The organism is Acinetobacter sp. SwsAc2 (assembly GCF_013391465.1).
Classification (GTDB): Bacteria; Pseudomonadota; Gammaproteobacteria; order Pseudomonadales; family Moraxellaceae; genus Acinetobacter; species Acinetobacter johnsonii.
The window spans coordinates 25563-48392 of record NZ_JACBEZ010000017.1 but is presented as its reverse complement, the minus strand read 5'-3'; the positions used below and the strand labels follow the sequence as shown (position 1 = coordinate 48392).

The following is a 22830-nucleotide window of genomic DNA, read 5'->3' as shown; positions in this document are numbered from 1 at the left end:
AAGCTTTTCAACCTATTCATAAAGCTAGCCACCACACAGCAAACATACTTAAGGAGCAATAGTATGAATCGTCAACAGATTGATGCATTAGTCAAAACAATGAATGTGGATACAGCAACCGGTTCTGTAGACGCACGTACTCAACAAATTGTGGTTCGCCTATTGGGTGACTTATTCCAAGCGATTGAAGACTTAGATTTGAGCCAAACTGAAGTTTGGAAAGGTCTTGAATACTTTACGGATGCAGGTCAAGCCAATGAACTTGGTTTACTTGCGGCTGGTCTTGGTCTTGAGCATTACCTCGACTTACGTGCAGATGAAGCCGATGCCAAAGCAGGCATTACAGGCGGAACGCCACGTACCATCGAGGGTCCTTTATACGTAGCTGGTGCACCTGAATCGGTTGGTTTTGCACGTATGGATGATGGTTCTGAAGAAGGCAAAATTCCGACTTTAATTATTGAAGGGACAGTGACTGACACTGATGGTCAGATTATTGAAGGTGCAAAAGTTGAAGTTTGGCATGCCAATAGCTTAGGCAACTATTCTTTCTTCGATAAGTCACAATCAGACTTCAATCTACGTCGTTCAATCATGAGTGACCAAGATGGTAAATACGTTGCTCTCACCACGATGCCTGTTGGTTATGGTTGCCCACCAGAAGGGACAACTCAATTTGTATTGAACAAGTTAGGCCGTCACGGTAACCGCCCTTCGCACGTACATTACTTCGTATCTGCGCCAGGCTACCGTAAGTTAACCACCCAATTCAACATTGAGGGTGACCAATACCTGTGGGATGACTTTGCATTTGCAACACGTGAAGGCTTAGTGGCTACCGCTGTTGATATCACCGATGAAGCCGAAATTGCGCGCCGTGGTTTAACTGGTCCATTCAAACACATTCAATTCAATGTTGAACTTGTGAAAGACCAAGCGGCTGCACCATCAACTGAAGTTGAGCGTCGTCGCGCCAGCGCTTAATTACCCTTGGAACCGAAATAGCCACTGCAAAGTCGCATTTCGGGGACTTCCTCACTTTTGGAAAGTCGGAGAACGGACATGCCACGTATCCCAGTTATTAATACTAGCCATCTCGATCGTATCGACGAATTACTTGTCGACAACTTTGAAACAGGCGAATTCAAACTTCATCGTTCAGTGTTTACTGATCAAGCCCTTTTTGACCTAGAAATGAAGTATATCTTCGAGGGTAACTGGGTTTACTTAGCACATGAAAGCCAAATTCCAAATAACAATGACTATTACACGACGTATATTGGCCGTCAGCCTATTCTGATTGCACGTAACCGTAATGGTGAACTCAATGCCATGATCAATGCCTGTTCACACCGTGGTGCACAGCTTTGTCGTAATAAACGTGGCAATAAAGCAACCTATACATGCCCTTTCCACGGTTGGACATTTAACAACTCTGGCAAACTTTTAAAAGTTAAAGATCCAGCAGATGCAGGTTATTCAGACTGTTTTAACCATGAAGGTTCACATGATCTGAAAAAAGTTGCACGTTTTGGCAACTATAAAGGTTTCTTGTTCGGTAGCTTAAATCCGGATGTTCCCTCTTTAGAAGAGTATTTAGGCGAAACCAGTAAAATCATTGACATGATTGTAGATCAGTCTGAGCAAGGTCTTGAAGTTTTACGTGGTGCATCTACCTACACTTATGAAGGCAACTGGAAACTAACTGCTGAAAATGGTGCAGATGGTTATCACGTTTCTGCGGTGCACTGGAACTATGCAGCGACCACCCAACAACGTAAAGAAAAACAAGCGGGTGACAACATCCGTGCCATGAGCGCAGGCGCTTGGGGTAAACAAGGCGGTGGTTCATACGGTTTTGACAATGGTCACATGCTACTTTGGACACAATGGGCGAACCCAGAAGACCGTCCAAACTTCCCGAAAGCCAACGAATACTCTGAAAAATTTGGCGAAGCAATGTCGAAGTGGATGATTGAGCGCTCACGCAACCTTTGTCTTTATCCAAATGTCTATTTGATGGATCAATTCGGTTCTCAAATTCGTGTACTGCGCCCAATTTCAGTCAATAAAACTGAAGTCACGATTTACTGTATTGCCCCTGTAGGCGAAAACGCGGAAGCACGTACACGCCGTATTCGCCAATATGAAGACTTCTTCAATGCCTCAGGTATGGCTACACCAGATGATTTAGAAGAATTCCGTGCATGCCAAGCAGGTTACGCAGGCATTGAACTGGAATGGAATGATATGTGCCGCGGTTCAAAACATTGGATTCATGGCCCAGATGATGCTGCCAATGAAATTGATCTAAAACCAAAACTTTCAGGTGTGAAAACTGAAGATGAAGGCCTCTACCTTGCACAGCACCAACACTGGTTAGACATGATGAAAATTGCAATTGCCAATGAAAAGGCATTGGCTGTTGAAACTGCAAATGAACAAGGAGAAGTGGCATGAATGCTCCTACAACACTCAACACCGTTAGTATCGAACAAGTCAGTCAGTTTCTATATCAAGAAGCGCGTTTTTTAGATGATGAGCAATGGGATGATTGGCTTGCATGTTATGCCCCTTCTGCATCATTTTGGATGCCTGCATGGGATGACGACGATACCCTGACTACAGATCCGCAGTCTGAAATTTCACTGATTTACTACCCAGACCGCCAAGGTTTAGAAGACCGTGTGTTCCGGATTAAAACTGAACGCTCTTCTGCGACCATGCCAGACACACGTACTTGTCACAATGTGAACAATATCGAAGTGATTGAGCGTGATGGCGACAAAGTTACCGTCCGTTTTAACTGGAATACGCTGAGCTTCCGCTACAAAACCAGTTATAGCTACTTTGGTATGTCGCGTTATGAAATCGACTTTTCAGGTGAAAAACCACAAATTTTAAGTAAATACGTGGTACTGAAAAACGATTACATCAACCAAGTGATTGATGTTTATCACCTCTAAGTTTTAGCCACACATCCTTAGTATGCTTTCAGCCAAATGGAGTTTTGGCTGAAAGTTCCAAGTTTCAACGTTTTTAAAGGATATTCAGCCATGTCAAACCACAATGTTGCACTTCAATTTGAAGATGGCGTAACGCGTTTTATTACCGTGACTCAAGGTGAGTCTTTATCAGATGCCGCTTACCGCCAAAAAATTAACATTCCGCTAGACTGCCGTGATGGTGCATGTGGGACTTGCCGTGCATTTTGCGAATCTGGTAGTTATGACATGCCTGAAGAGACGTATATTGAAGATGCGTTAACACCAGAAGAAGCGGAACAAGGCTATATTTTGGCTTGCCAATGCCGTCCAAGCTCGGATGCCGTATTCCAAATTCAAGCTTCATCTGAAGTCTGCAAAACCGAAATTCATCAGTATCAAGGCACTTTAGTCGCTGTTGAAAACTTATCAGAATCGACCATTACTTTTGATATTCAGCTTGATGAAGGTCAACCTGACATTCACTTCCTTGCTGGTCAATATGTCAACGTCGGAATTCCAGAGACAGCAGAAACTCGTTCCTATTCATTTAGCTCGAAACCGGGCAACCGTTTAACTGGCTTTGTGGTACGTAATGTGCCGAATGGCAAAATGAGTAGCTTTTTAAGTAGTGCTGCCAAAACTGGCGACAAAATGACCTTTACAGGTCCATTTGGTAGCTTCTACCTGCGTAATGTGGTTCGTCCTGTTGTCATGCTTGCGGGAGGTACAGGTATTGCCCCTTTTATGTCTATGCTACAGATTTTAGAAGAAAAAGGCGCTGAACACCCTGTTCGTTTGGTGTTTGGTGTCACCAATGACTTCGACTTAGTTGCTTTAGAACAACTGGATGCACTTCAAGCTAAACTCCCATGGTTTGAATACCGTACTGTGGTTGCAAGTCCAGACTCTGCGCATGAGCGTAAAGGTTATGTGACTGGGCACATTGACAATGAATGGCTCAATGGCGGTGATGTTGATGTCTACCTTTGTGGTCCTGTCCCTATGGTTGATGCCGTTCGTGGTTGGTTAGATAGCGAAGGTGTAAAACCTGCAAACTTCCTGTTTGAAAAATTCTCTGCAAACTGATTGGGGCCACTTATCATGTCTGATCGTCAAAGATTTTTAAACAAAGTCGTGATTGTGACTGGTGCCGCTCAAGGCATTGGTCGCGGTGTTGCACTCCAAGTGGCGGATGAAGGTGCGCAAGTTGTCTTAGCCGACTTATCTGACTATGTCGATGAAACATTAGCAGAAATTGAAGCACATCAAGGCGATGCAATAACAGTCAAAACCAACCTTGAAACCTTCGCAGGTGCTCAAAGTGTTGTAGACAAAGCACTTGAAGTCTATGGCCGTGTCGATGTGCTCATCAATAACGTCGGCGGTGCAATTTGGATGAAACCTTTTGAAGAGTTTTCTGAAGAAGAAATCATCAAAGAAGTAAATCGTTCATTATTTCCAACGCTGTGGTGTTGTCGTGCTGTTTTACCTGAAATGATTAAAAATCAGAAAGGTACGATTGTAAATGTGTCTTCTATAGCGACTCGTGGCATTAACCGTGTGCCTTATTCGGCATCCAAAGGTGGGGTTAATGCCCTTACTGCATCACTTGCTTTTGAGCATGCCAAAGATGGGATCCGAGTGAATGCAGTTGCGACAGGTGGAACCGAAGCGCCGCCGCGTAAAGTGCCACGTAATGCAAATCCACTGTCTGAAAATGAAAAGTCGTGGATGCAACAAGTGGTCGATCAAACTATTGATCGTAGTTTTATGAACCGTTATGGCACGATTCAGGAACAAGTGAATGCGATTGTATTCCTTGCTTCAGATGATTCGTCATATATGACAGGTACAGTTGTTCCTGTCGGCGGTGGCGATCAAGGTTAATTGATTGTTACATTATTTTATATACAGGATCATGTCTGCATGGAGGCAAATGAATGGCTACCCTGTTTAAAACTTTGAAAGAAGATTGGTCTATTTCAGCCACTGTCGCAGGATTTTTGGCCGTGCTGATTTCCTATTCAGGACCACTCATTATCTTCTTTCAGGCTGCGCAACAAGCTCAGGTTTCCCCGGCCATGATGATTTCATGGATTTGGGGTATTTCTATTGGAGCAGCCGTGGCAGGAATCTTTCTTTCCATTAAGTTCAAAGTCCCTGTGATTACCGCATGGTCTGCGCCAGGTACGGCTTTATTGGTCACCCTGTTCCCGAATATTAGTCTGAATGAAGCTGTAGCCGCTTATATTACCTCAGCCGTGGTGATTTTTCTGATCGGGATCAGTGGTTACTTCGATAAATTATTGAAATGGATTCCGCAGTCAGTAGCCGCTGGAATGATGGCAGGTATTCTATTTCAGTTTGGTTTAGGTCTATTTAGTGCCACTAACAGCATGCCGATTATTGTGTTTAGCATGCTGTTTGTCTTTTTAGTCGCAAAACGAATTTCACCGCGTTATAGCATGCTTTGGGTACTGCTTTCAGGTGTGGCCTTGAGCTTTGGGCTTGGTGAAATGAATGCGGTGAGTTTAGATTTCCAACTTGCTATTCCTCAGTTCATTAGCCCTGAATGGACTTGGCACTCAACCTTAAACCTTGCCCTGCCTTTGATTTTAGTCAGCCTGACAGGACAGTTTTTACCGGGCATGGCCATCATGAAACTGAGCGGTTATGACATGCCTGCCAAGCCGATTATCACCACCACCAGTATTGCGTCTTTAGCTGTTGCATGTGTCGGCGGTATCACCATTGTTTTAGCGTCAATTACGGCTGCACTGTGTATGGGCAAAGATGCGCATGAGTTAAAAGAAAAGCGTTATATCGCAGGCGTTGCTAACGGCATTTTCTATATTTTAGGTGGTTTGTTTGCAGGCAGTATCGTTCTGCTCTTCAGCTTGCTACCGAAAGAGCTTGTTGCTGCTTTGGCTGGCTTGGCTTTATTAGGTGCAATTTCAACCAATATCGCTGTAGCCATGAAAGATGAATCTCAACGAGATTCCGCACTCATTACCTTTTTAGCTACAGCTTCAGGTATGCACTTTTTAGGTCTAAGTTCCGTTTTTTGGGGCATCGTTATTGGTTTAACTGCGCATCTAATTTTAAGTAAACGTAGTCCTGATATTTCAGCTTTAGCTTCAACTCCAAGCTCAAATCCAAGTTCCAAAAGTTAATAGGTACGCTGTGCCTAGGACAATATTATGATTGATAAAAGTTCAGCTTCTTTAACAGAAGCACTTTCGCAAATAAAGGATGGTTCCACCATCATGATTGGTGGTTTTGGTACCGCAGGACAACCTGCTGAACTGATCGATGGCTTAATTCAACTCGGCATTAAAGACCTCACCATCGTTAGCAACAATGCTGGTAATGGCGACTATGGTTTAGCCAAGCTACTCAAAGCGGGTGCTGTGAAAAAAGTCATCTGTTCGTTTCCGCGTCAGTCCGACTCTTGGGTCTTCGATGAACTCTATCGTGCAGGCAAAATCGAATTGGAACTGGTGCCTCAAGGCAACTTGGCTTGTCGTATTCAAGCCGCAGGTATGGGACTTGGTGCAGTGTTTACCCCCACTGGCTACGGTACCTTATTGGCTGAAGGCAAAGAAACCCGTCACATCGACGGGAAAGATTATGTGTTGGAATATCCAATCAAAGCCGACTTCGCTTTGATTAAAGCACAACAAGGCGACCGTTGGGGTAACTTGGTCTACCGCAAATCGGCACGTAACTTCGGCCCGATTATGGCCATGGCCGCAGGTGTAACCATTGCACAAGTGTCTGAAGTGGTGGACTTGGGTGAATTAGACCCTGAACACATCATCACCGCAGGTATTTTTGTTCAACACGTGGTACAGGTTCAACCTGAACCTGTTGCTGTGTAATCGGGAGAATATCATGAGCTATCAAAAACTCAGCCGTAACCAAATTGCAGAACGTGTCGCACAAGATATTCCAGATGGTGCTTATGTCAATTTAGGCATCGGTTTACCGACCAAGATTGCCAGTTACCTGCCAAGTGACAAAGACGTGTTCTTACATTCTGAAAATGGCTTATTGGCTTTTGGTCCACCACCTGAAAAAGGTCAAGAAGACCCTGAACTGATCAATGCAGGTAAAGAATATGTGACCATGCTGCAAGGTGGTGCCTTTTTCCATCATGGGGATTCTTTTGCCATGATGCGTGGTGGTCACTTAGATATCGCAGTATTAGGTGCCTTCCAAGTGGCAGCCAATGGTGACTTGGCCAATTGGCATACAGGTGCGCCTGATGCGATTCCCGCTGTCGGTGGTGCGATGGACTTAGCCGTTGGTGCCAAGAAAGTGTTTATCACCACCGACCATGTGACCAAACAAGGTGAACCAAAGATTGTGGCTGAACTGAGCTACCCAGCAACAGGTTTGAAATGTGTTGATCGCATCTACACCGACTTGTGTGTGATTGATGTCACCGCAGACGGTTTAAAAGTGATTGAGAAAGTCCACGGCTTAAGCTTTGCAGAATTGCAGGCAATGACCGGTGCAACTTTAGTGGATGCGACACTGTAAATTTCAGAAAAATTTGCTAGAGCTTATAGTCATCAACAACCTGTCGAGCGCTTTAAAAGTATTGTTTTTGCAACAGCAGTGGAAAATTGCTGTGAGTGAACAGGTTTTGTTGATGACAACGTTTTTGGTCACTTTTTTAAAAAAGTGACGAGAACGAGCTACTTCTATTTGACTGAACACGGTAAGACTCCGTCGTGACTAGATACAGTTGATCTGTCAGCAGAGTCCCGTTTTAAAGGACAAGATTAAAAATGAAAAATGCTTATATCATCGATGCCATCCGTACCCCATTCGGCCGTTATGCAGGTGGACTCGCTCCAGTGCGTGCCGATGACTTGGGCGCAGTGCCGATTCAAGCCTTAATACAACGTAATCCAAGCGTAGATTGGAGCCAAGTCGATGACGTGATTTACGGCTGTGCCAACCAAGCGGGTGAAGACAACCGTAATGTCGGACGTATGTCAGCATTGTTGGCAGGTTTACCAGTTGAAGTCCCAGCCACGACCGTAAACCGTTTATGTGGTTCATCCCTAGATGCCATTGCGATGGCAGCCCGTGCAATTAAAGCCGGCGAAGCAGATTTAATCATCGCAGGTGGCGTCGAAAGTATGTCTCGTGCACCTTTTGTCATGGGTAAATCAGAAACCGCTTATGGCCGTAGCCAGAAGATTGAAGACACCACTATGGGCTGGCGTTTTATTAATCCTAAGCTCAAAGCGATGTATGGTGTAGAGACCATGCCGCAAACCGCGGAGAACGTGGCACAACAATTTAATATTGATCGAGCCGATCAAGACCAGTTTGCCTTGGCGAGTCAACAGCGCACCGCAACCGCGCAAGCTCAAGGCTTTTTTACGCATGAGATCATCCCTGTGAATATTCCACAGCGTAAGGGTGATCCGATTGTGGTCGACACGGATGAACATCCACGTGCATCAACCACCTTGGAAGCTTTGGCAAAACTGAAGCCAGTCGTGACAGCAGAAGGCACCGTCACTGCAGGAAACGCATCAGGCATCAATGACGGTGCGGCTGCTGTACTGATTGCTTCAGAACAAGCGATTCAAGTGTACCAGCTTAAACCGCGTGCCAAAATCATTGCTTCAACAGCAGTGGGTGTAGAACCGCGCATCATGGGCTTTGCACCAGCACCTGCCATCAAAAAGTTACTCAAACAAGCCAATCTCACAATCGAGGAGATGGATGTGATTGAACTGAATGAAGCTTTTGCGGCACAAGCACTGGCCGTTACACGTGACCTAGGTCTAGCGGATGACACCACACAAGTGAATCCGAATGGTGGTGCGATTGCGATTGGTCATCCACTCGGTGCTTCAGGGGCACGTTTGGTGACAACTGCATTGAATCAATTGGAACAAACCGGTGGCACTTATGCCCTGTGTTCAATGTGTATTGGTGTTGGTCAAGGCATTGCCATGATTATTCAGCGGGTTTAACCCTTCTTCTGATCTGACGTGGTGTTTTTGCTCATAACACTTTTTGCTGATAACAACAGTGGAAACACTCAAAATTTTTAATGAATTAAGGAAAAGCATATGCCAAGTTTTACTTCAAATAATGCCGAAATTCACTATCAAACTTTTGGTGACCCAAAAAATCCCGCGATCGTTTTTTCAAACTCGCTAGGCACGAACTTCAACATGTGGAAACCACAAATTACTTTTTTCCAGAAAAATTATTTTGTGATTTGCTATGACACTCGCGGGCATGGCCGGTCTTCTGCGCCTCAAGGGCCTTATGATATTGAACAACTTGGTCTAGACCTGATCCATTTACTGGATCATTTAAACATTGAGAAAGCCATTTTTTGCGGTATCTCAATGGGCGGACTTACAGGTCAGTGGTTAGTCATTCATAAACCTGAACGTTTTCACCGTGCCATTGTATGTAATACCTCTGCCAAAATTGGCAATGAACAGGCATGGAATGATCGCGCATCATTAGTACGCACCCAAGGTTTAGAACCCATTGCATCAACGGCTGCGAGCCGTTGGTTTACCGAACCCTTTATCCAAAGCAACGCAGCAACTGTAGCAGCGCTTTCAAACGACTTAGGTGCTGGCAGCCCAGAAGGTTATGCGAGTTGTTGTGAAGCTTTGGCTAAAGCGGATTTACGTGAAAAACTCGAAAGTATTTACGTGCCTTTACTTGTTATTGCAGGGCGTAAAGACCCCGTAACAACAGTCTCAGATGCACAGTACATGGTGAATCACATCCGAAGTAGTGCCCTATTTGAAATCGATGCCTCTCATATTTCAAATATCGAACAGCCCAAAGCCTTCAATCAGGCCATCTTAGACTTTATTGCTTAATGATCTAGGTCTGAACTCAAAACAGCCCTACATGGGCTGTTTTTTTCGTACCTATCTAAAGAAAGCGATAGGAATGCTTAAAACTCATTATTAAAAATATGCTGGCTTTGGTTCATTCTATTTTTCCTCTTAAAATCATCAAAACTCAAAAATTGTATATAAAACAAACTGAAATTATTATGATTTCAAAATCATATCTTCAGAATTTCACTTATTGCCAATCCTAAACTCACTAGATCCCATCATGTATAGCCACATCTACCCAGTTAAAATGAGCAAAATAGCCAATCGTTTTGTTTTATAAATTTTCTCGCACAGCAAAAGCCAATACTCAACAAGAGGATATTTTTTCAGTACATTCCACTACTCAGCAATTTTTCTACAGTTTTTTGCTTATTTAACGGCAAAATTTTTCAGTGAAGAGGATGCTGAAAAACACCGTTAGAAACCTGAATTTTCCTTTTACTGTTTCAAGTTTTTCAGTTTTTTTCTAAAAGATCATGGCATCAGCTAAATAGACCTTAACAACAGACAAAAATGTCTATATACATTTCAACGTAACAAGTTGATGTTTTAATTGATGAAAGTGATATTTTTCAAGTTCAATATTGATCCAATAAAGCTGAGAAGCTGTATTGATCATGGTCGTCCAGCCAGCCAAAAGAGCTGGAATAAATTGATCAGATAATGCACATATACAAACCATATCAGACTTTAGTTTTATTTTGATATACAGTTTAGTCATATAAGAATTGATCTAGATCTGATGTAGCGTGAGCTACCGACTAAGAAGTCTGAGTTGCCCTCTTTTCAAGACTTGAGTTGTACCTGTGGCATAAAACGAAAACAAATCTGCTGCTTTTAGTCAATTTGGCTTACAATGTAAAAAAGAGTAATAATCCGAAAATTTGTAATCTTTTAACATTGCCAATTCCTTGCAAAATTTACATTATATTGCCGAAGTTTGGCACTAAGCATCTACGTCAATTCAAACAAACTATAAAAAAAATGTAGAACTTTATGCCATAATACGCAAACTTTGCAGCCATCTTGCAAAGATATATTGCAACTTATAAATGGAGCAAGCTAAATGAGTTCGACCATTTTGGTTATTCATGGACCGAATCTAAATTTGCTAGGAAAGCGCGAACCAGAAGTATATGGTTCTCTAACGCTGAACGACATCAATCAGCAACTCATTGCACAAGCTGAAAATGCTTCAATTTCTCTCGACACTTTCCAAAGTAATTGGGAAGGTGCCATTGTTGACCGTATTCATCAAGCCCAAGCGGATGGCGTCCAATTTATTATTATTAACCCTGCTGCACTCACGCATACCTCTGTTGCTCTACGTGATGCCCTGCTTGGTGTAGCCATCCCATTTATTGAAGTTCATTTATCAAATGTTCATGCGCGCGAAGCGTTTAGACATCATTCATATTTATCAGATAAAGCCGTTGGCGTTATTTGTGGCTTAGGTGCTCAAGGTTATAGCGCTGCGCTCAATTACGCTCTCACTAAAATTCAACCCTCTACGCAATCATAATTAGGAATACTGTCACATGGATATTCGTAAAATCAAGAAACTCATCGACCTGATGATTGAATCTGACTTACAAGCGATTGAAGTTAAAGAAGGCGATCAATCGATTGCACTGACTCGTCGTAGTCCAGTTGTTGCAGCTGGTGCTCCTGTTGCTATGGCAGCTCCTGTTGCTCAAGCTCCAGCGGCTAAAGCACCACGTGGTGCTGTAGAAACTTCTCCAATGGTTGGTGTGTTCTACGCGGCTCCAAGCCCAGGTGAAGCGCCATTTGTTAAAGTCGGTCAAACCATCACTGCTGGTGAAACACTTGGTATTATCGAAGCAATGAAAATCATGAACCCGATTGAAGCAACGCAAAGCGGCGTGGTTGAAGAAATTTTAGTGAAAAACGGCGAAGTGATCCAATTCGGTCAACCATTATTCCGCTACCGCGCGTAATAGACGGGGACTTATAATGTTGCAAAAAGTTTTAATTGCAAACCGTGGTGAAATTGCCCTGCGCATCACCCGTGCCTGCAAAACTTTAGGGATTAAGACTGTAGGAATCTATTCAGATGCCGACAAAGACTTAATGCACCTACGTTTTGTAGACGAAGCAGTATGTATTGGACCGGGTGCGAGCAGTGAAAGCTACTTGAACATTCCTGCCATTATTACAGCGGCTGAAATTTCAGGTGCAGATGCCATTCACCCAGGTTATGGCTTCTTATCAGAAAATGCTGAATTTGCTGAAATTGTAGAAAACTCAGGTTTTATTTTTATTGGACCACGCCCTGAACACATCCGTTTGATGGGTAACAAAGTTTCTGCGATTACTGCAATGCGTAAAGCAGGTGTTCCAACTGTACCGGGTTCTGCAAATGCGGTTACACCGCAAAATGCACTGGCTGAAGCTAAAGAAATTGGTTTCCCATTGATCGTGAAAGCTGCCTCTGGTGGTGGTGGTCGTGGTATGCGTATTGTAGAACGTGTCGACACCCTGCTTGAATCCGTTCAAGCCGCACAGCGTGATGCTGAAATGTGGTTTGGCGATGACACGGTGTATATGGAACGTTTTCTACAAACACCTCGTCACGTTGAAGTTCAAGTTCTTGCTGACGGTAATGGCCATGCGATTCATCTCTATGACCGCGACTGCTCTTTACAGCGTCGCCATCAAAAAGTGTTAGAAGAAGCGCCTGCGCCAAACTTACCTGAACAAGCACGTGCTGACATTTTAGAAGCTTGCGTAAATGCTTGTAAATTAATGCAGTACCGTGGTGCAGGTACATTCGAGTTTTTGTTTGAAGATGGTGAATTCTTCTTTATTGAGATGAATACACGTGTTCAAGTTGAACACCCTGTAACTGAAATGGTGACAGGTATTGACATTATTGAACAACAGCTCCGCATTGCTGGTGGCTTAGGTCTTGAAATTGAACAAGATCAAGTTGAAGTCAAAGGTCATGCGATTGAATGCCGTATCAATGCTGAAGATCCAACGACCTTCTTACCATCACCAGGTAAAATTGAGAATTTTTATGTGCCAGGTGGTGCAGGTATTCGTCTTGATTCACATATCTATCAAGGCTATAGCATTCCGCCATACTATGACTCGATGATTGCGAAGCTGATCGCACACGGTAAGGATCGTAAAACATCACTTGCTCGCATGCGTCAAGCGCTTGATGAAATGATTCTGACCGGTATTAAAACCAATATTCCATTGCATAAAGATTTGATTCTTCAAGATGAAAAATTCTGTGAACAAGCAATGGATATTCACTACCTTGAAAAGCATTTGTTAAAGCAAATTGAAGGAAATCAAGATAAATAATTGTCTTGATTCTTAAATAAAAAACCGCGATAAATCGCGGTTTTTTATTTATAAAAGAATTAATTAAGGCAGCACACGACGTAGTGTTGCAAAACATTGTTGTGCTTTATCATTGGCACAAAAATTAATGGTCGATGGACTTTGCCATTTCACAAAATACTGAGACATTTCACCAGTCTGATCTTCTTGAGACCCAGAACAATCCACTTGGTTATTGTCAAATTTGACCTGTAAAATCAAAGCAGGCAGTTGTACATTTTTATCGGTAGATGGCTGGTAATCATAAATTCCCGTGGACCATTCTTCCCCACTTTTAATCACAACATCACTATTACTTTTAAAATTATAGTATTCAACGCATTTACGATTATTTGGAATTTCCATTCCCCATAAGCCCACAATTTCAGGGCGAGTCGTTACACGAATATTATTTTGATTTGATGCTTGAGTATCCTCAGCCTGACTTGGTGTATTTGCCATAAGCACTGATGAAGTTAACATGAATAACATGCCGAGTAATGTTTTTTTCATACAAGCCATAATGTTTTTAAGCGTCTCACTAAATTAGCATATTTTGATTCAAAACATCATTTTATAACCATTTCATAACAATCTATTTTTTGTTATGGGTTGCAATCTTAATTTAACAAAACGATTTATTGTCAGTACTAGATAAATTCTCCTTTCAGAATCGAAAAAAGACCGCTTAAGCAGTCTTTTTTGTATTTCTTGATATTTGAGTTTAGGCTACAGGTGCCAGTGTAAACAGCACCTGACCTGTTTTTACCGTTTGCCCTTTTGCAATGGTAATGGCTTCAACCTTCATCCGCTCAGGTGCAATAATGGGAATTTCAATTTTCATGGCTTCAATCACGGCCAAAGTTGCCCCTTCTTCCACAATGTCTCCAGAGGTACATTCAATTTTCCAAATAGAACCCGGCATATGCGACTCTACTGCACAACCACCTTCAGGAATTTGAATTTCACTGTCATCTAAAACAGCATCTAGGCTTTCAGAAACATGTTCAGCCAAACCAGCCTCATGCCAGCGACGGCGTTCCTCTTCAAAGTTCGCTTGCTGTACCGCTTTAAAACTCGAAATGGATGCCGCATTTTCAATGAGGAAGTCATTATATTCTTTTAGGTTTAAAACCCCATCTTCTACGTGAAGCTTTAAGCGCCCCGCTTTAAAGTCTTCCCGCATTTGCATCAGTTCTGTTTCAGACACTTCATAAAATTTAATTTGATCAAAGAAGCGCAGTAGCCATGGTTTTCCTTGTTCAAAGTCTGGATTTTTGCGGTAACGACTCCACATTTGGGTTGTACGCCCAACAAACTGATAACCGCCCGGGCCTTCCATACCATAAACACACATATATGCGCCACCAATACCGACTGCATTTTCAGGCGTCCATGTACGTGCAGGATTATATTTAGTAGTCACTAAACGATGACGTGGGTCCAGCGGCGTTGCCACAGGTGCCCCCAAGTACACATCTCCCAAGCCCATCACCAAATAATTGGTGCTGAATACGATATCCTTCACTGCTTGCTTTGAGTCTAGCCCATTGATACGACGAATAAACTCAACATTGTCAGGACACCACGGCGCATCTGGACGTACTGTTTGCATATAACGTTCAGTCGCCAACTGAGTTTGCGAATCTTCCCAAGCCAAAGGCAAATAGACTGTGCGCGACGGGACTTCCATTGCGGTCACATCAGGCAATTCACTTTCTGCATGCTGTAAAAGGTCCAATAAATGTTTTTGATCTAGCACCAATGAATCAAAATGAATTTGCAGCGAACGAATACCCGGTGTTAAGTCTATAATCCCTTCTATACTTTGATCTTTGACCCATTGCATTAAAGCATGAATACGGAAACGTAAATTGAGGTCTAGAACCAACTCTCCATATTCAACCAGTAAATAACTGTTCCCTGCGGGACGATAAATCACATCAGGTCTAACGTTCTCACCTTTTTGGGCCGCTAAAACTGCATCTGAGAGGGTTTCCATTTCAGCATGAAAGCTTGGAGAAAATTCTACATTTTCAGTCGTATCTGCGGTTAACGCTGCGCTATATTTTTGATTCAATACTTGTGCTTGATCATAAGAAATTGGGATAAATTTAACTTTATCACCCGCTTTGAGCTGACCAATTTTCCATAGTTCTGAGCTGACCACCACCGCAGGACAAACAAAACCGCCTAAGCTTGGACCATCAGGCCCTAAAATAATTGGCATATCTCCAGTGAAATCAATCGCGCCAATGGCATAAGCATTATCATGAATATTCGAAGGATGTAGTCCTGCCTCACCACCATCGGTACGTGCCCATTCAGGTTTTTCACCGACTAAACGAATGCCTGTACGACTTGAGTTAAAGTGAATTTCAAATTCTTGCTCAAAGAAGCGCTCAATATCGCGTTTGGTGAAAAAGTCGGGCGCTCCATGTGGTCCATACATCACTGCAATTTGCCAAGTCTGGCTAAAGCTCGGCACCTGCGCTGCACCAAGTGCAACGGTTTCTACTGAAGTATAAGCCGTAATGGGCAACATATCTCCAATGAGTAAATTCCGTCCTGCATGACCACCAAACTGACCTAAAGTAAAAGTCGCTTGCGAGCCTAAATAGGCAGGTACATTGAATCCGCCTTTAATACCAATATAACTGCGACAACCTGTGGTGATTTTACCTGTTTTAAGAATTTGCCCTTTTTTAACATTAAGGGTCTGCCACATGGCAACGTCGACACCATCCAATGTCGCAAGCATGTCGCCACCCGTAATCACGATTTGGCTGTCACAATGGAATTTTAAAGTTGGGCCTTGTAATGTACATTCGAGCCCTGCGGTATTAAATGGATTTCCCAATAGTTGATTAGCAACATTTAACGATAGTGGATCAATCGCACCTGATGGTGGCACTCCAACATCCCAGTACCCCAAACGACCATTGACGTCTTGTATTGACGTTTGAATACCAGACTGTAATACCTCAACTTTTTGGGTTTTCCACTCAAAAGTATTTAAGAAACGTGTAGTCTGTGTCCCTGCTTTAAACACTTCACAGTCAATAATATTTTGTAAATACTCAAGATTGGTTTCAATTCCTGCCACTGAGGTTTTTGCCAAAGTATCGCTCATGGCCTGAATTGCACTTTCACGGTTTTCGTGAGTCACAATGATTTTGGCAATCATTGGATCATAAAAGGAAGACACGTTTGAACCTGTTTCTACCCATGTTTCATTACGCGCTTGCGGATCAAACTCGACATAAGTCAATAACCCAGCACTGGGTTGAAAATTCTTAATTGGATCTTCAGCATATAAACGGACTTGGATCGAATGGCCTTTAGGTGCAAGTGTATCTGTTGGCGCAGTCCAGTCACCGCTACCTAAAGTAACCATCCATTCCACAAGGTCTACACCAAACACTTGTTCAGTCACGCCATGTTCAACTTGTAGACGTGTATTCACCTCTAAGAAATAGAATTGCTGGGTGTCAGTATCCATCACAAATTCAACCGTACCTGCCGAACGGTAATTTACTGACTGCATCAGTTGAACCGCAATACCCTGAATATAAGTACGTTGTTCAGCATTTAAATGTGGTGCTGGAGTCTCCTCGATTACTTTCTGGTTACGGCGCTGTACTGAACAGTCCCGCTCTCCCAAAGCCAGAACCAAACCTTGGCCATCACCAAAAATTTGGACTTCAATATGACGCGCATTTTCCACAAACTTTTCTAAATACAAACCTGCATCTTTAAAGTTCGCTTGTGCCAAATAAGATACCGTTGCATAAGCATCTTTAAGCTCTGCTTCATTCCACACCAATCGCATACCAATACCGCCACCACCTGCGGTACTTTTCAGCATCAAGGGATAACCGATACGATTCGCCTCTACCAGTGCTTCCGCTTCATCTGCTAAAAGTTGGCTCCCCGGTAACAATGGCACGTTCGCCTGAATGGCTAGTTCACGCGCAGTATGCTTTAAGCCAAAACTCCGCATTTGCGCTGAATTCGGCCCTAGAAACACAATGCCCTGTGACTCACACAAATCACAAAACTTCACATTTTCAGACAAGAAACCATAGCCTGGATGAATGGCTTCAGCACCCGTTTCTTTCGCGACCTGTAAAATTTTTTCAATATTTAGATAACTTTGGCTGGCTGGACTATCACCAATAAATACCGCTTCATCGGCTAACGTTACATGTAAGGAATCACGGTCTGCTTCTGAATACACCGCAACAGACTGAATGCCTAAATTCTTTAATGTACGAATTACTCGGCAGGCAATTGCCCCACGGTTGGCGATGAGAACTTTTTTAAACATGCTGCTTACTCCTTGCCTTCACGTACAATCAGTTGAATTTGGGTCGGGTTATAGGCATTACAGGGGTTGTTCAGCTGTGGGCAGTTAGAAATCAGCACGATGAGATCCATCTCTGCTTGAATTTCAACATATTTACCCGGCGCCGATATTCCATCGTCAAACTTGAGATGCCCATCACTGCTCACGGGAACATTCATAAAGAAGTTAATATTCGGCCCAATATGACGAACATTTAGTCCATGCTTTTTCGCGATTGGGTGCAAAGCTAAAGCTGTCATAAAGTTATTACGGCAACTGTGCATCGGAAATGTGTCGTGTGCATAACGTACGGTGTTACTTTCACATGAACAAGCACCGCCTAAGGTGTCATGGCGACCACAGTTATCATCATGGATCGTGGCGATTTTGTTGCCATAGTTGGTATATAGAGCTGTGCCTTTTTCTAGATAAATCTGCTGATTAATGGCTAGAGTATCGGTTGCGCTGTAACGTTCTTCAGGATTGCTCGCAGAAATCAATAAAGTATCGACTGCTTGGTTGCCTTCGAGGTCAATAATGCGGAAATACTGCCCTTTCTGGACTTCACACATCCATGCCTCACCCGCTGGACAGACTTCATTTAAAACGGTTTGATCAAATGCTTGTAAACTGGTCATATGTATTCTCCTCGGGCTTAAGCAGCATCAAATGCGTAATAACGTGCGTTGTTTTGAAAACCGCGTTGGTTTTGTGGGCATGAATCACGACAAATATCGTGTGTTGCTAAAGCGGAGGCTTTGAATAAGCGCATTTTAATATCGGCAGGCTGATACTTTGCTGCTTGGCTCAAACCATGTGGCGCAGCAGATAAGAACACCAGACAGTCCATCTCAAAACGCAGTTCAATAGTTTGATGGGTATTATCGACATCGATATAAGATAAGTTGCCTGCATCATCAGGGCGAACTTTAGAGAATAGGTTGACCGTAGCTGACAGGTCGGCTTGACCTAATGAGAACTTGGTCATTTCAAGTAACAGGCTGTCGCGTCCACTTCGAAACATCTCATTTCGCGTATCTTGAAAAGTTTGAGTGCCGAATTGTTTTTGGATCTGTTCTGTGCGACTCGGACCACATAAGGCATCATTCCAACCATGATCATCGTGAACAATTGAAGCCATAACCCGACCTAAGTCCGAATACAACACATGCCCTGTACTTAGAAATGCCGTATGTTGTGCCTTTAGGCTATCTGGCATATTAAAACGTTCGAGCTTATTTTCGCTGTTGACACAGAAAAGAGAAACGTTGGCTTGTGCCCCCAAGGCTTTAAACTGTAAGACTGTGCCGCGTTGAATACGTCCAGACCAGTGATGCCCACCCGGTAAAAGTTCAGTCCATAGTGCGTTATCGTCGTGATAAGTTATTGTGCTCATGCGCTTCTGCCTAAATCGTAACTGTTTACCTCCCGGGCTTTTATCCCTCCGTGTAGCTCTTTCGAACCGTGAACTCTCGGTCGCAGACATACATAAAATAGATATGTATCGGAACCCTAGATCACTCTTTCAGATTAGATGATGCAAAGGCTGTGCCAATTTAGTATTACGATTTTTAAACTTCGTAATACTATTTATGAGCAATAAATGGGCACTTTAGATTTCAAGCACGCATATTTTTGCTATGCGCACTAAAAAGCATCAAACTTTAAGAATTACTTCATTAAAATTTCATGGAACATGTGACGCAGCCACTGATGACTGGTTTTGTGATGACAAGACATATGCCAATACTGCTTCACCCCATAACTTGGGAAGGCAATTGGTGCATTAAAGATTTTTAAATTGCCACGTGAAAGCAGCACTTCACTTAAATAATACGGGACTGTCGCAATCGCGTCGGTTTCTTGTACCACCAAGCCTACCCCTAAATAGCTCGGTAAACGCATTAAAATGTCACGTTTTAGTTCTAAATTGAGCAGTTCGTTTTCAATATGGTAATGTCCCATGCCTGCATCAATATCGATATGTGACTCAGCCAAGTACTGCGCTGTGCTGATACAGTCACCTGTCAAACGCGGATGATCTTTGGCGGCAATCACCACATAATACTGCTCAAACAGTTGCTGTTGATAAAAGCCATTTTCCAATTGTGGTAAAAAACCCAGCGCCAAATCAATCTCACCATTTGCCATTTGATAACTGGTTTCAGAGGTGATCGGACGGATATTCAAACGAATATGCGGCGCATGTTTCTTTAAGTATTGCGAAATTTTCGGCAACAACACCAAATGCGAAACATCGGTCATGGCCAAACTAAACTGTTGCTGCGAAGTGGCTTGGTCAAAATCAATCGTAAAGTTATTGATGATTTCAACCTTGTTTAAAGCCTCACTGACCAATGGAAATAATTGTTTCGACAGCTCAGTCGGCACCATTTCATTGCCAATCCGTAAAAATAGCGGATCATTATAATGTTGGCGAATTTTATTCAGAATGTTACTCACCGTCGGTTGACTCATTTCTAAATGATCAGCCGCCAGTGACACACTTTTAAACTTATAAACGTAAAAAAAGATACTGAGTAATTTACAGTCCAGTTCAAACACGAAAAAAATGTTCCTTATATGTATGTGATGGTAGACGATCCATCATCTACCCATTATAGCGATGATCCAATGCTCAAAACTTACTTTTACAGGCATCTAGGTCTAATATCAGACATTTCAGCAATAAAAGCACATTAATTATACCTTTAGCTGTACTGAACAATCGATGCTTTCCCTGAAAAGTTATGACGCATGATCTGCATGTATTTTACAAAATAAAAAAGGCCCGAATCAATCGAACCTTTGATGAAATCAACCATGCCGAATTATAGCTATTTAAATCATTTTCTTCACAGGCATAGCTAAGGATATTACAGCTTTAGTCTAGCAGCTCGACAGCAATAGCAGTCGCCTCACCACCACCGATACATAAAGCAGCTACACCCTTTTTCCCACCAGTACGTTTCAAAGCATGCAGTAAAGTCACGATAATACGTGAACCAGATGAACCCAATGGATGACCAAGTGCACAAGCGCCACCATTCACATTGACTTTAGCAGGGTCTAAATGAAAACTATCAATGGCAAGCATTGTGACCATCGCAAATGCTTCATTGACTTCCCACAGATCTACATCACCCGCAGACCAGCCTGCTTTGGCTAAAACTTTCTCAATGGCACCTACAGGGGCAATGGTGAACTCAGATGGATGCTGGGAATTACTTGCATAAGCCACAACTTTTGCCAATGGCTTAAGACCACGTGCGTCAGCAACTTCGGATGAAGTTACAACCAATGCCGAAGCACCATCCGAAATAGAACTCGAATTTGCCGCGGTAATCGTGCCGTCTTTTTTAAATGCCGGACGTAAAGTTGGAATTTTATCCACTTTGGCATTGAGCGGCTGTTCATCCTGATCAACCACAACATCGCCTTTACGGCTACTTACCGTCACAGGCACGATTTCATCTTTAAAGAAACCACCTTGAATCGCAGCAACCGCTTTATTTAAAGAACCAATGGCATACTGATCTTGCTGCTCACGGGTATAGCCTTTTTTATCTGCCATTTCTTGAGCAAGTACACCCATCGACAAACCTGTTTCAGCATCTTCTAAACCTTCTTGGAACATGTGATCGGTGGTTTTACCATGTCCCATACGGTAACCCGCGCGTGCTTTTTCAAGTAAGTACGGCGCATTTGACATTGACTCCATACCACCGGCCACCACAATTTCAGCTGAACCTGCTTTAATCGCATCAGCCGCTTGCATGACGGCTTTCATCCCAGAACCACAAATTTTATTGATGGTTGTTGCACCCGTTGAGTCAGGTAGACCTGCGATACGCATTGCTTGACGTGCAGGGCCTTGTCTTAAACCTGCTGGAAGTACACAACCAAAGATCACTTCATCCACATCGGTCGGCTGTAAGCCAGAACGGTTTAACACTTCTTTAATTGTCACCGCACCAAGTTCAGGTGCGGTACAGCTCGCCAGTGAACCTTGAAAACCACCCATTGCTGTACGTACACCGTCTACAATAACAATCATTTTCTATTTCATCCTTTTTCGCTGTTTACTTACTTTAAGCCCAATTAAAAGGCTTAAAGACATTCCCTATCTATTTTTTCATATTGCAAAGGGGTTAATCGTTTCAGATCTTATTTTAATGTTTTTCATAGTGCTACCGTCTCAAAGCGAGTCATCTATAAAGACATTAAAATAAACACACGTGAATAAGACATCTTTCCATACGACAGATGATCCATTTATCAACCCGCACTGCATTCGAGGCTTGAGCACTAAAGGTTCTCGTCTCTAAGAACACAGTGGCTATACTGACAATAGTGTAAAAATCACGAAAAAGGAATGCAATGGCCCAAATTTGATCTCTAGAGATCAAATTTATTGACAACGAAATGCGAAAATGTTCCTGAATTTATTTCTATTGTTGAACAAGTGGATATTTTTAAAACGATTGTAGTAATATCCAAGACCTTAGTTGCATTTTCATTTTCAACCAAGTTCAATAGCCTCTCTATAGTTCTCATGGAATACACTGGAATAAGCCAATGACTTCAGTACGCCAACAAAATTTTCTATTACGCAAAGAGAAAATTTTAGCCATGGCTGAGACTTTATTATTAGACAATAATCAAGACATCACCTTAAGCGAATTAGCAACGGAACTCGATATTGCGAAGGGTACGATCTACAAGCATTTCAAAAGTAAAAATCAACTTTATTTAGAGCTGATTATCTTGAATGAAACTCGCCTGCTAGAAATTTCTCAAAAGCATAACAATGATATTAAAACGTATGTTTCCGAATACATGCTTTATAATATGTTGAACTCGAACCGTACGATTTTACTGCACGTTATTGAAGAACGTTTAACCAATAATGAACGTAAACTCAAAGAACTTTTTGAGAAGCTCTACCAAATACGTGAACAACGTATTATCGAAATTAAAGACATGACCTCTGACTATTTAAAGTCTTTAGACAGCGCAATGTCCATTCGTGACTATTTATCTTATGTATGGACAGTGACCTACGGTGCGTCATTGTTACTCAATTCAACGCATTATCAAAAATCAATCGGTTCTCGTGAGCGTCTGATTAAACTGTATGTCAACCAAGCCCTCATGACACCTGATAAAATTTCACACGCAGCCCTTTAAGCTTCTAAACGGTATAAAAAAGCTAAACATTTTATGTTTAGCTTTTTTT

At 42.6% G+C, this 22830-nt stretch carries 20 protein-coding genes and 1 riboswitch; of the genes, 14 read left to right on the top strand and 6 right to left on the bottom strand.

Translation table 11 applies throughout. From position 1 onward, the window contains the following. Nucleotides 1–63 precede the first annotated feature (63 nt). From catA to accC, 13 genes are all read left to right on the top strand, one after another. Nucleotides 64–984, top strand: coding sequence for a catechol 1,2-dioxygenase (gene catA, locus HYI04_RS09295; RefSeq protein WP_004979728.1), 921 nt, complete (start codon nucleotides 64–66; stop codon nucleotides 982–984). Between the two features lie 78 nt (nucleotides 985–1062). After that, complete coding sequence (gene benA, locus HYI04_RS09290; RefSeq protein WP_010326679.1) at nucleotides 1063–2460, top strand: benzoate 1,2-dioxygenase large subunit; 1398 nt, start codon at nucleotides 1063–1065, stop codon at nucleotides 2458–2460. Beyond that, entirely contained in the window at nucleotides 2457–2966 is a 510-nt protein-coding gene (gene benB / locus HYI04_RS09285) for a benzoate 1,2-dioxygenase small subunit (protein ID WP_010326678.1), read from the top strand. Before benA ends, benB begins: the two co-directional genes overlap by 4 nt. A 90-nt stretch (nucleotides 2967–3056) precedes the next feature. Beyond that, the gene (benC, locus tag HYI04_RS09280; protein WP_010326677.1) at nucleotides 3057–4073 is read left to right on the top strand and encodes a benzoate 1,2-dioxygenase electron transfer component BenC; all 1017 of its coding nucleotides are present in this window, start codon (nucleotides 3057–3059) and stop codon (nucleotides 4071–4073) included. 15 nt (nucleotides 4074–4088) lie between these two features. Beyond that, on the top strand, nucleotides 4089–4874 hold the full coding sequence (benD, locus tag HYI04_RS09275) for a benzoate diol dehydrogenase BenD (protein WP_010326676.1): 786 nt from the start codon (nucleotides 4089–4091) through the stop codon (nucleotides 4872–4874). A 53-nt stretch (nucleotides 4875–4927) separates the two neighbouring features. Continuing rightward, nucleotides 4928–6160 (top strand): benzoate/H(+) symporter BenE, encoded by a 1233-nt coding sequence (gene benE, locus HYI04_RS09270; protein ID WP_010326675.1) that lies wholly within the window; start codon nucleotides 4928–4930, stop codon nucleotides 6158–6160. 27 nt (nucleotides 6161–6187) lie between these two features. Further along, the gene (locus HYI04_RS09265; RefSeq protein WP_010326674.1) at nucleotides 6188–6868 is read left to right on the top strand and encodes a 3-oxoacid CoA-transferase subunit A; all 681 of its coding nucleotides are present in this window, start codon (nucleotides 6188–6190) and stop codon (nucleotides 6866–6868) included. A 13-nt stretch (nucleotides 6869–6881) separates the two neighbouring features. Next, nucleotides 6882–7532 carry a 3-oxoacid CoA-transferase subunit B gene (locus HYI04_RS09260; RefSeq protein WP_010326673.1) on the top strand — a complete coding sequence of 217 codons (651 nt, stop codon included), beginning with the start codon at nucleotides 6882–6884 and terminating at the stop codon, nucleotides 7530–7532. Between the two features lie 251 nt (nucleotides 7533–7783). Further along, nucleotides 7784–8989 carry a 3-oxoadipyl-CoA thiolase gene (gene pcaF / locus HYI04_RS09255; RefSeq protein WP_010326672.1) on the top strand — a complete coding sequence of 402 codons (1206 nt, stop codon included), beginning with the start codon at nucleotides 7784–7786 and terminating at the stop codon, nucleotides 8987–8989. A gap of 99 nt (nucleotides 8990–9088) precedes the next feature. Then, the gene (gene pcaD / locus HYI04_RS09250; protein WP_010326671.1) at nucleotides 9089–9865 is read left to right on the top strand and encodes a 3-oxoadipate enol-lactonase; all 777 of its coding nucleotides are present in this window, start codon (nucleotides 9089–9091) and stop codon (nucleotides 9863–9865) included. 1090 nt (nucleotides 9866–10955) lie between these two features. Continuing rightward, nucleotides 10956–11411, top strand: a complete 456-nt coding sequence (gene aroQ / locus HYI04_RS09245; protein WP_010326669.1) for a type II 3-dehydroquinate dehydratase — start codon at nucleotides 10956–10958, stop codon at nucleotides 11409–11411. 16 nt (nucleotides 11412–11427) lie between these two features. Next, nucleotides 11428–11847 (top strand): acetyl-CoA carboxylase biotin carboxyl carrier protein, encoded by a 420-nt coding sequence (gene accB / locus HYI04_RS09240; protein ID WP_010326668.1) that lies wholly within the window; start codon nucleotides 11428–11430, stop codon nucleotides 11845–11847. A gap of 16 nt (nucleotides 11848–11863) precedes the next feature. Beyond that, entirely contained in the window at nucleotides 11864–13225 is a 1362-nt protein-coding gene (gene accC / locus HYI04_RS09235) for an acetyl-CoA carboxylase biotin carboxylase subunit (RefSeq protein ID WP_005399493.1), read from the top strand. 63 nt (nucleotides 13226–13288) lie between these two features. Here the strand turns inward: accC and HYI04_RS09230 are convergent, their stop codons facing one another. The 6 genes from HYI04_RS09230 to HYI04_RS09205 all read right to left on the bottom strand — a co-directional run bounded on the left by HYI04_RS09230 (nucleotide 13289) and on the right by HYI04_RS09205 (nucleotide 21648). Continuing rightward, nucleotides 13289–13756: a hypothetical protein gene (locus HYI04_RS09230; RefSeq protein ID WP_010326667.1), complete on the bottom strand. Its 468-nt coding sequence runs from the start codon at nucleotides 13754–13756 to the stop codon at nucleotides 13289–13291. 211 nt (nucleotides 13757–13967) lie between these two features. Further along, nucleotides 13968–17573: an urea carboxylase gene (gene uca / locus HYI04_RS09225; RefSeq protein WP_010326666.1), complete on the bottom strand. Its 3606-nt coding sequence runs from the start codon at nucleotides 17571–17573 to the stop codon at nucleotides 13968–13970. 5 nt (nucleotides 17574–17578) lie between these two features. Further along, nucleotides 17579–18229 carry an urea amidolyase associated protein UAAP2 gene (locus HYI04_RS09220; RefSeq protein ID WP_010326665.1) on the bottom strand — a complete coding sequence of 217 codons (651 nt, stop codon included), beginning with the start codon at nucleotides 18227–18229 and terminating at the stop codon, nucleotides 17579–17581. A 17-nt stretch (nucleotides 18230–18246) separates the two neighbouring features. Continuing rightward, nucleotides 18247–18987 (bottom strand): urea amidolyase associated protein UAAP1, encoded by a 741-nt coding sequence (locus HYI04_RS09215; protein WP_010326664.1) that lies wholly within the window; start codon nucleotides 18985–18987, stop codon nucleotides 18247–18249. A 27-nt stretch (nucleotides 18988–19014) separates the two neighbouring features. Further along, a riboswitch (guanidine-I (ykkC/yxkD leader) is annotated at nucleotides 19015–19118 on the bottom strand. A gap of 144 nt (nucleotides 19119–19262) precedes the next feature. Next, nucleotides 19263–20156 (bottom strand): LysR substrate-binding domain-containing protein, encoded by an 894-nt coding sequence (locus HYI04_RS09210; RefSeq protein ID WP_010326663.1) that lies wholly within the window; start codon nucleotides 20154–20156, stop codon nucleotides 19263–19265. Nucleotides 20157–20475: 319 nt separating this feature from the next. Next, nucleotides 20476–21648: a thiolase family protein gene (locus HYI04_RS09205; RefSeq protein WP_010326662.1), complete on the bottom strand. Its 1173-nt coding sequence runs from the start codon at nucleotides 21646–21648 to the stop codon at nucleotides 20476–20478. Between the two features lie 521 nt (nucleotides 21649–22169). Between HYI04_RS09205 and HYI04_RS09200 the strand changes: the two genes are divergently transcribed. Next, nucleotides 22170–22781, top strand: a complete 612-nt coding sequence (locus tag HYI04_RS09200; protein ID WP_004693224.1) for a TetR/AcrR family transcriptional regulator — start codon at nucleotides 22170–22172, stop codon at nucleotides 22779–22781. Nucleotides 22782–22830 lie beyond the last annotated feature (49 nt).

Bases quoted from the DNA above. Each gene is read 5' to 3' on its own strand.
- benD (WP_010326676.1), top strand. From the start codon at position 4,089: ATGTCTGATCGTCAAAGATTTTTAAACAAAGTCGTGATTGTGACTGGT.
- pcaD (WP_010326671.1), top strand. From the start codon at position 9,089: ATGCCAAGTTTTACTTCAAATAATGCCGAAATTCACTATCAAACTTTT.
- HYI04_RS09230 (WP_010326667.1), bottom strand. From the start codon at position 13,756: ATGAAAAAAACATTACTCGGCATGTTATTCATGTTAACTTCATCAGTG.
- accC (WP_005399493.1), top strand. From the start codon at position 11,864: ATGTTGCAAAAAGTTTTAATTGCAAACCGTGGTGAAATTGCCCTGCGC.
- benE (WP_010326675.1), top strand. From the start codon at position 4,928: ATGGCTACCCTGTTTAAAACTTTGAAAGAAGATTGGTCTATTTCAGCC.
- benB (WP_010326678.1), top strand. From the start codon at position 2,457: ATGAATGCTCCTACAACACTCAACACCGTTAGTATCGAACAAGTCAGT.
- HYI04_RS09265 (WP_010326674.1), top strand. From the start codon at position 6,188: ATGATTGATAAAAGTTCAGCTTCTTTAACAGAAGCACTTTCGCAAATA.
- pcaF (WP_010326672.1), top strand. From the start codon at position 7,784: ATGAAAAATGCTTATATCATCGATGCCATCCGTACCCCATTCGGCCGT.
- HYI04_RS09220 (WP_010326665.1), bottom strand. From the start codon at position 18,229: ATGACCAGTTTACAAGCATTTGATCAAACCGTTTTAAATGAAGTCTGT.
- benC (WP_010326677.1), top strand. From the start codon at position 3,057: ATGTCAAACCACAATGTTGCACTTCAATTTGAAGATGGCGTAACGCGT.
- aroQ (WP_010326669.1), top strand. From the start codon at position 10,956: ATGAGTTCGACCATTTTGGTTATTCATGGACCGAATCTAAATTTGCTA.
- accB (WP_010326668.1), top strand. From the start codon at position 11,428: ATGGATATTCGTAAAATCAAGAAACTCATCGACCTGATGATTGAATCT.
- uca (WP_010326666.1), bottom strand. From the start codon at position 17,573: ATGTTTAAAAAAGTTCTCATCGCCAACCGTGGGGCAATTGCCTGCCGA.
- benA (WP_010326679.1), top strand. From the start codon at position 1,063: ATGCCACGTATCCCAGTTATTAATACTAGCCATCTCGATCGTATCGAC.
- catA (WP_004979728.1), top strand. From the start codon at position 64: ATGAATCGTCAACAGATTGATGCATTAGTCAAAACAATGAATGTGGAT.
- HYI04_RS09260 (WP_010326673.1), top strand. From the start codon at position 6,882: ATGAGCTATCAAAAACTCAGCCGTAACCAAATTGCAGAACGTGTCGCA.
- HYI04_RS09200 (WP_004693224.1), top strand. From the start codon at position 22,170: ATGACTTCAGTACGCCAACAAAATTTTCTATTACGCAAAGAGAAAATT.
- HYI04_RS09215 (WP_010326664.1), bottom strand. From the start codon at position 18,987: ATGAGCACAATAACTTATCACGACGATAACGCACTATGGACTGAACTT.
- HYI04_RS09205 (WP_010326662.1), bottom strand. From the start codon at position 21,648: ATGATTGTTATTGTAGACGGTGTACGTACAGCAATGGGTGGTTTTCAA.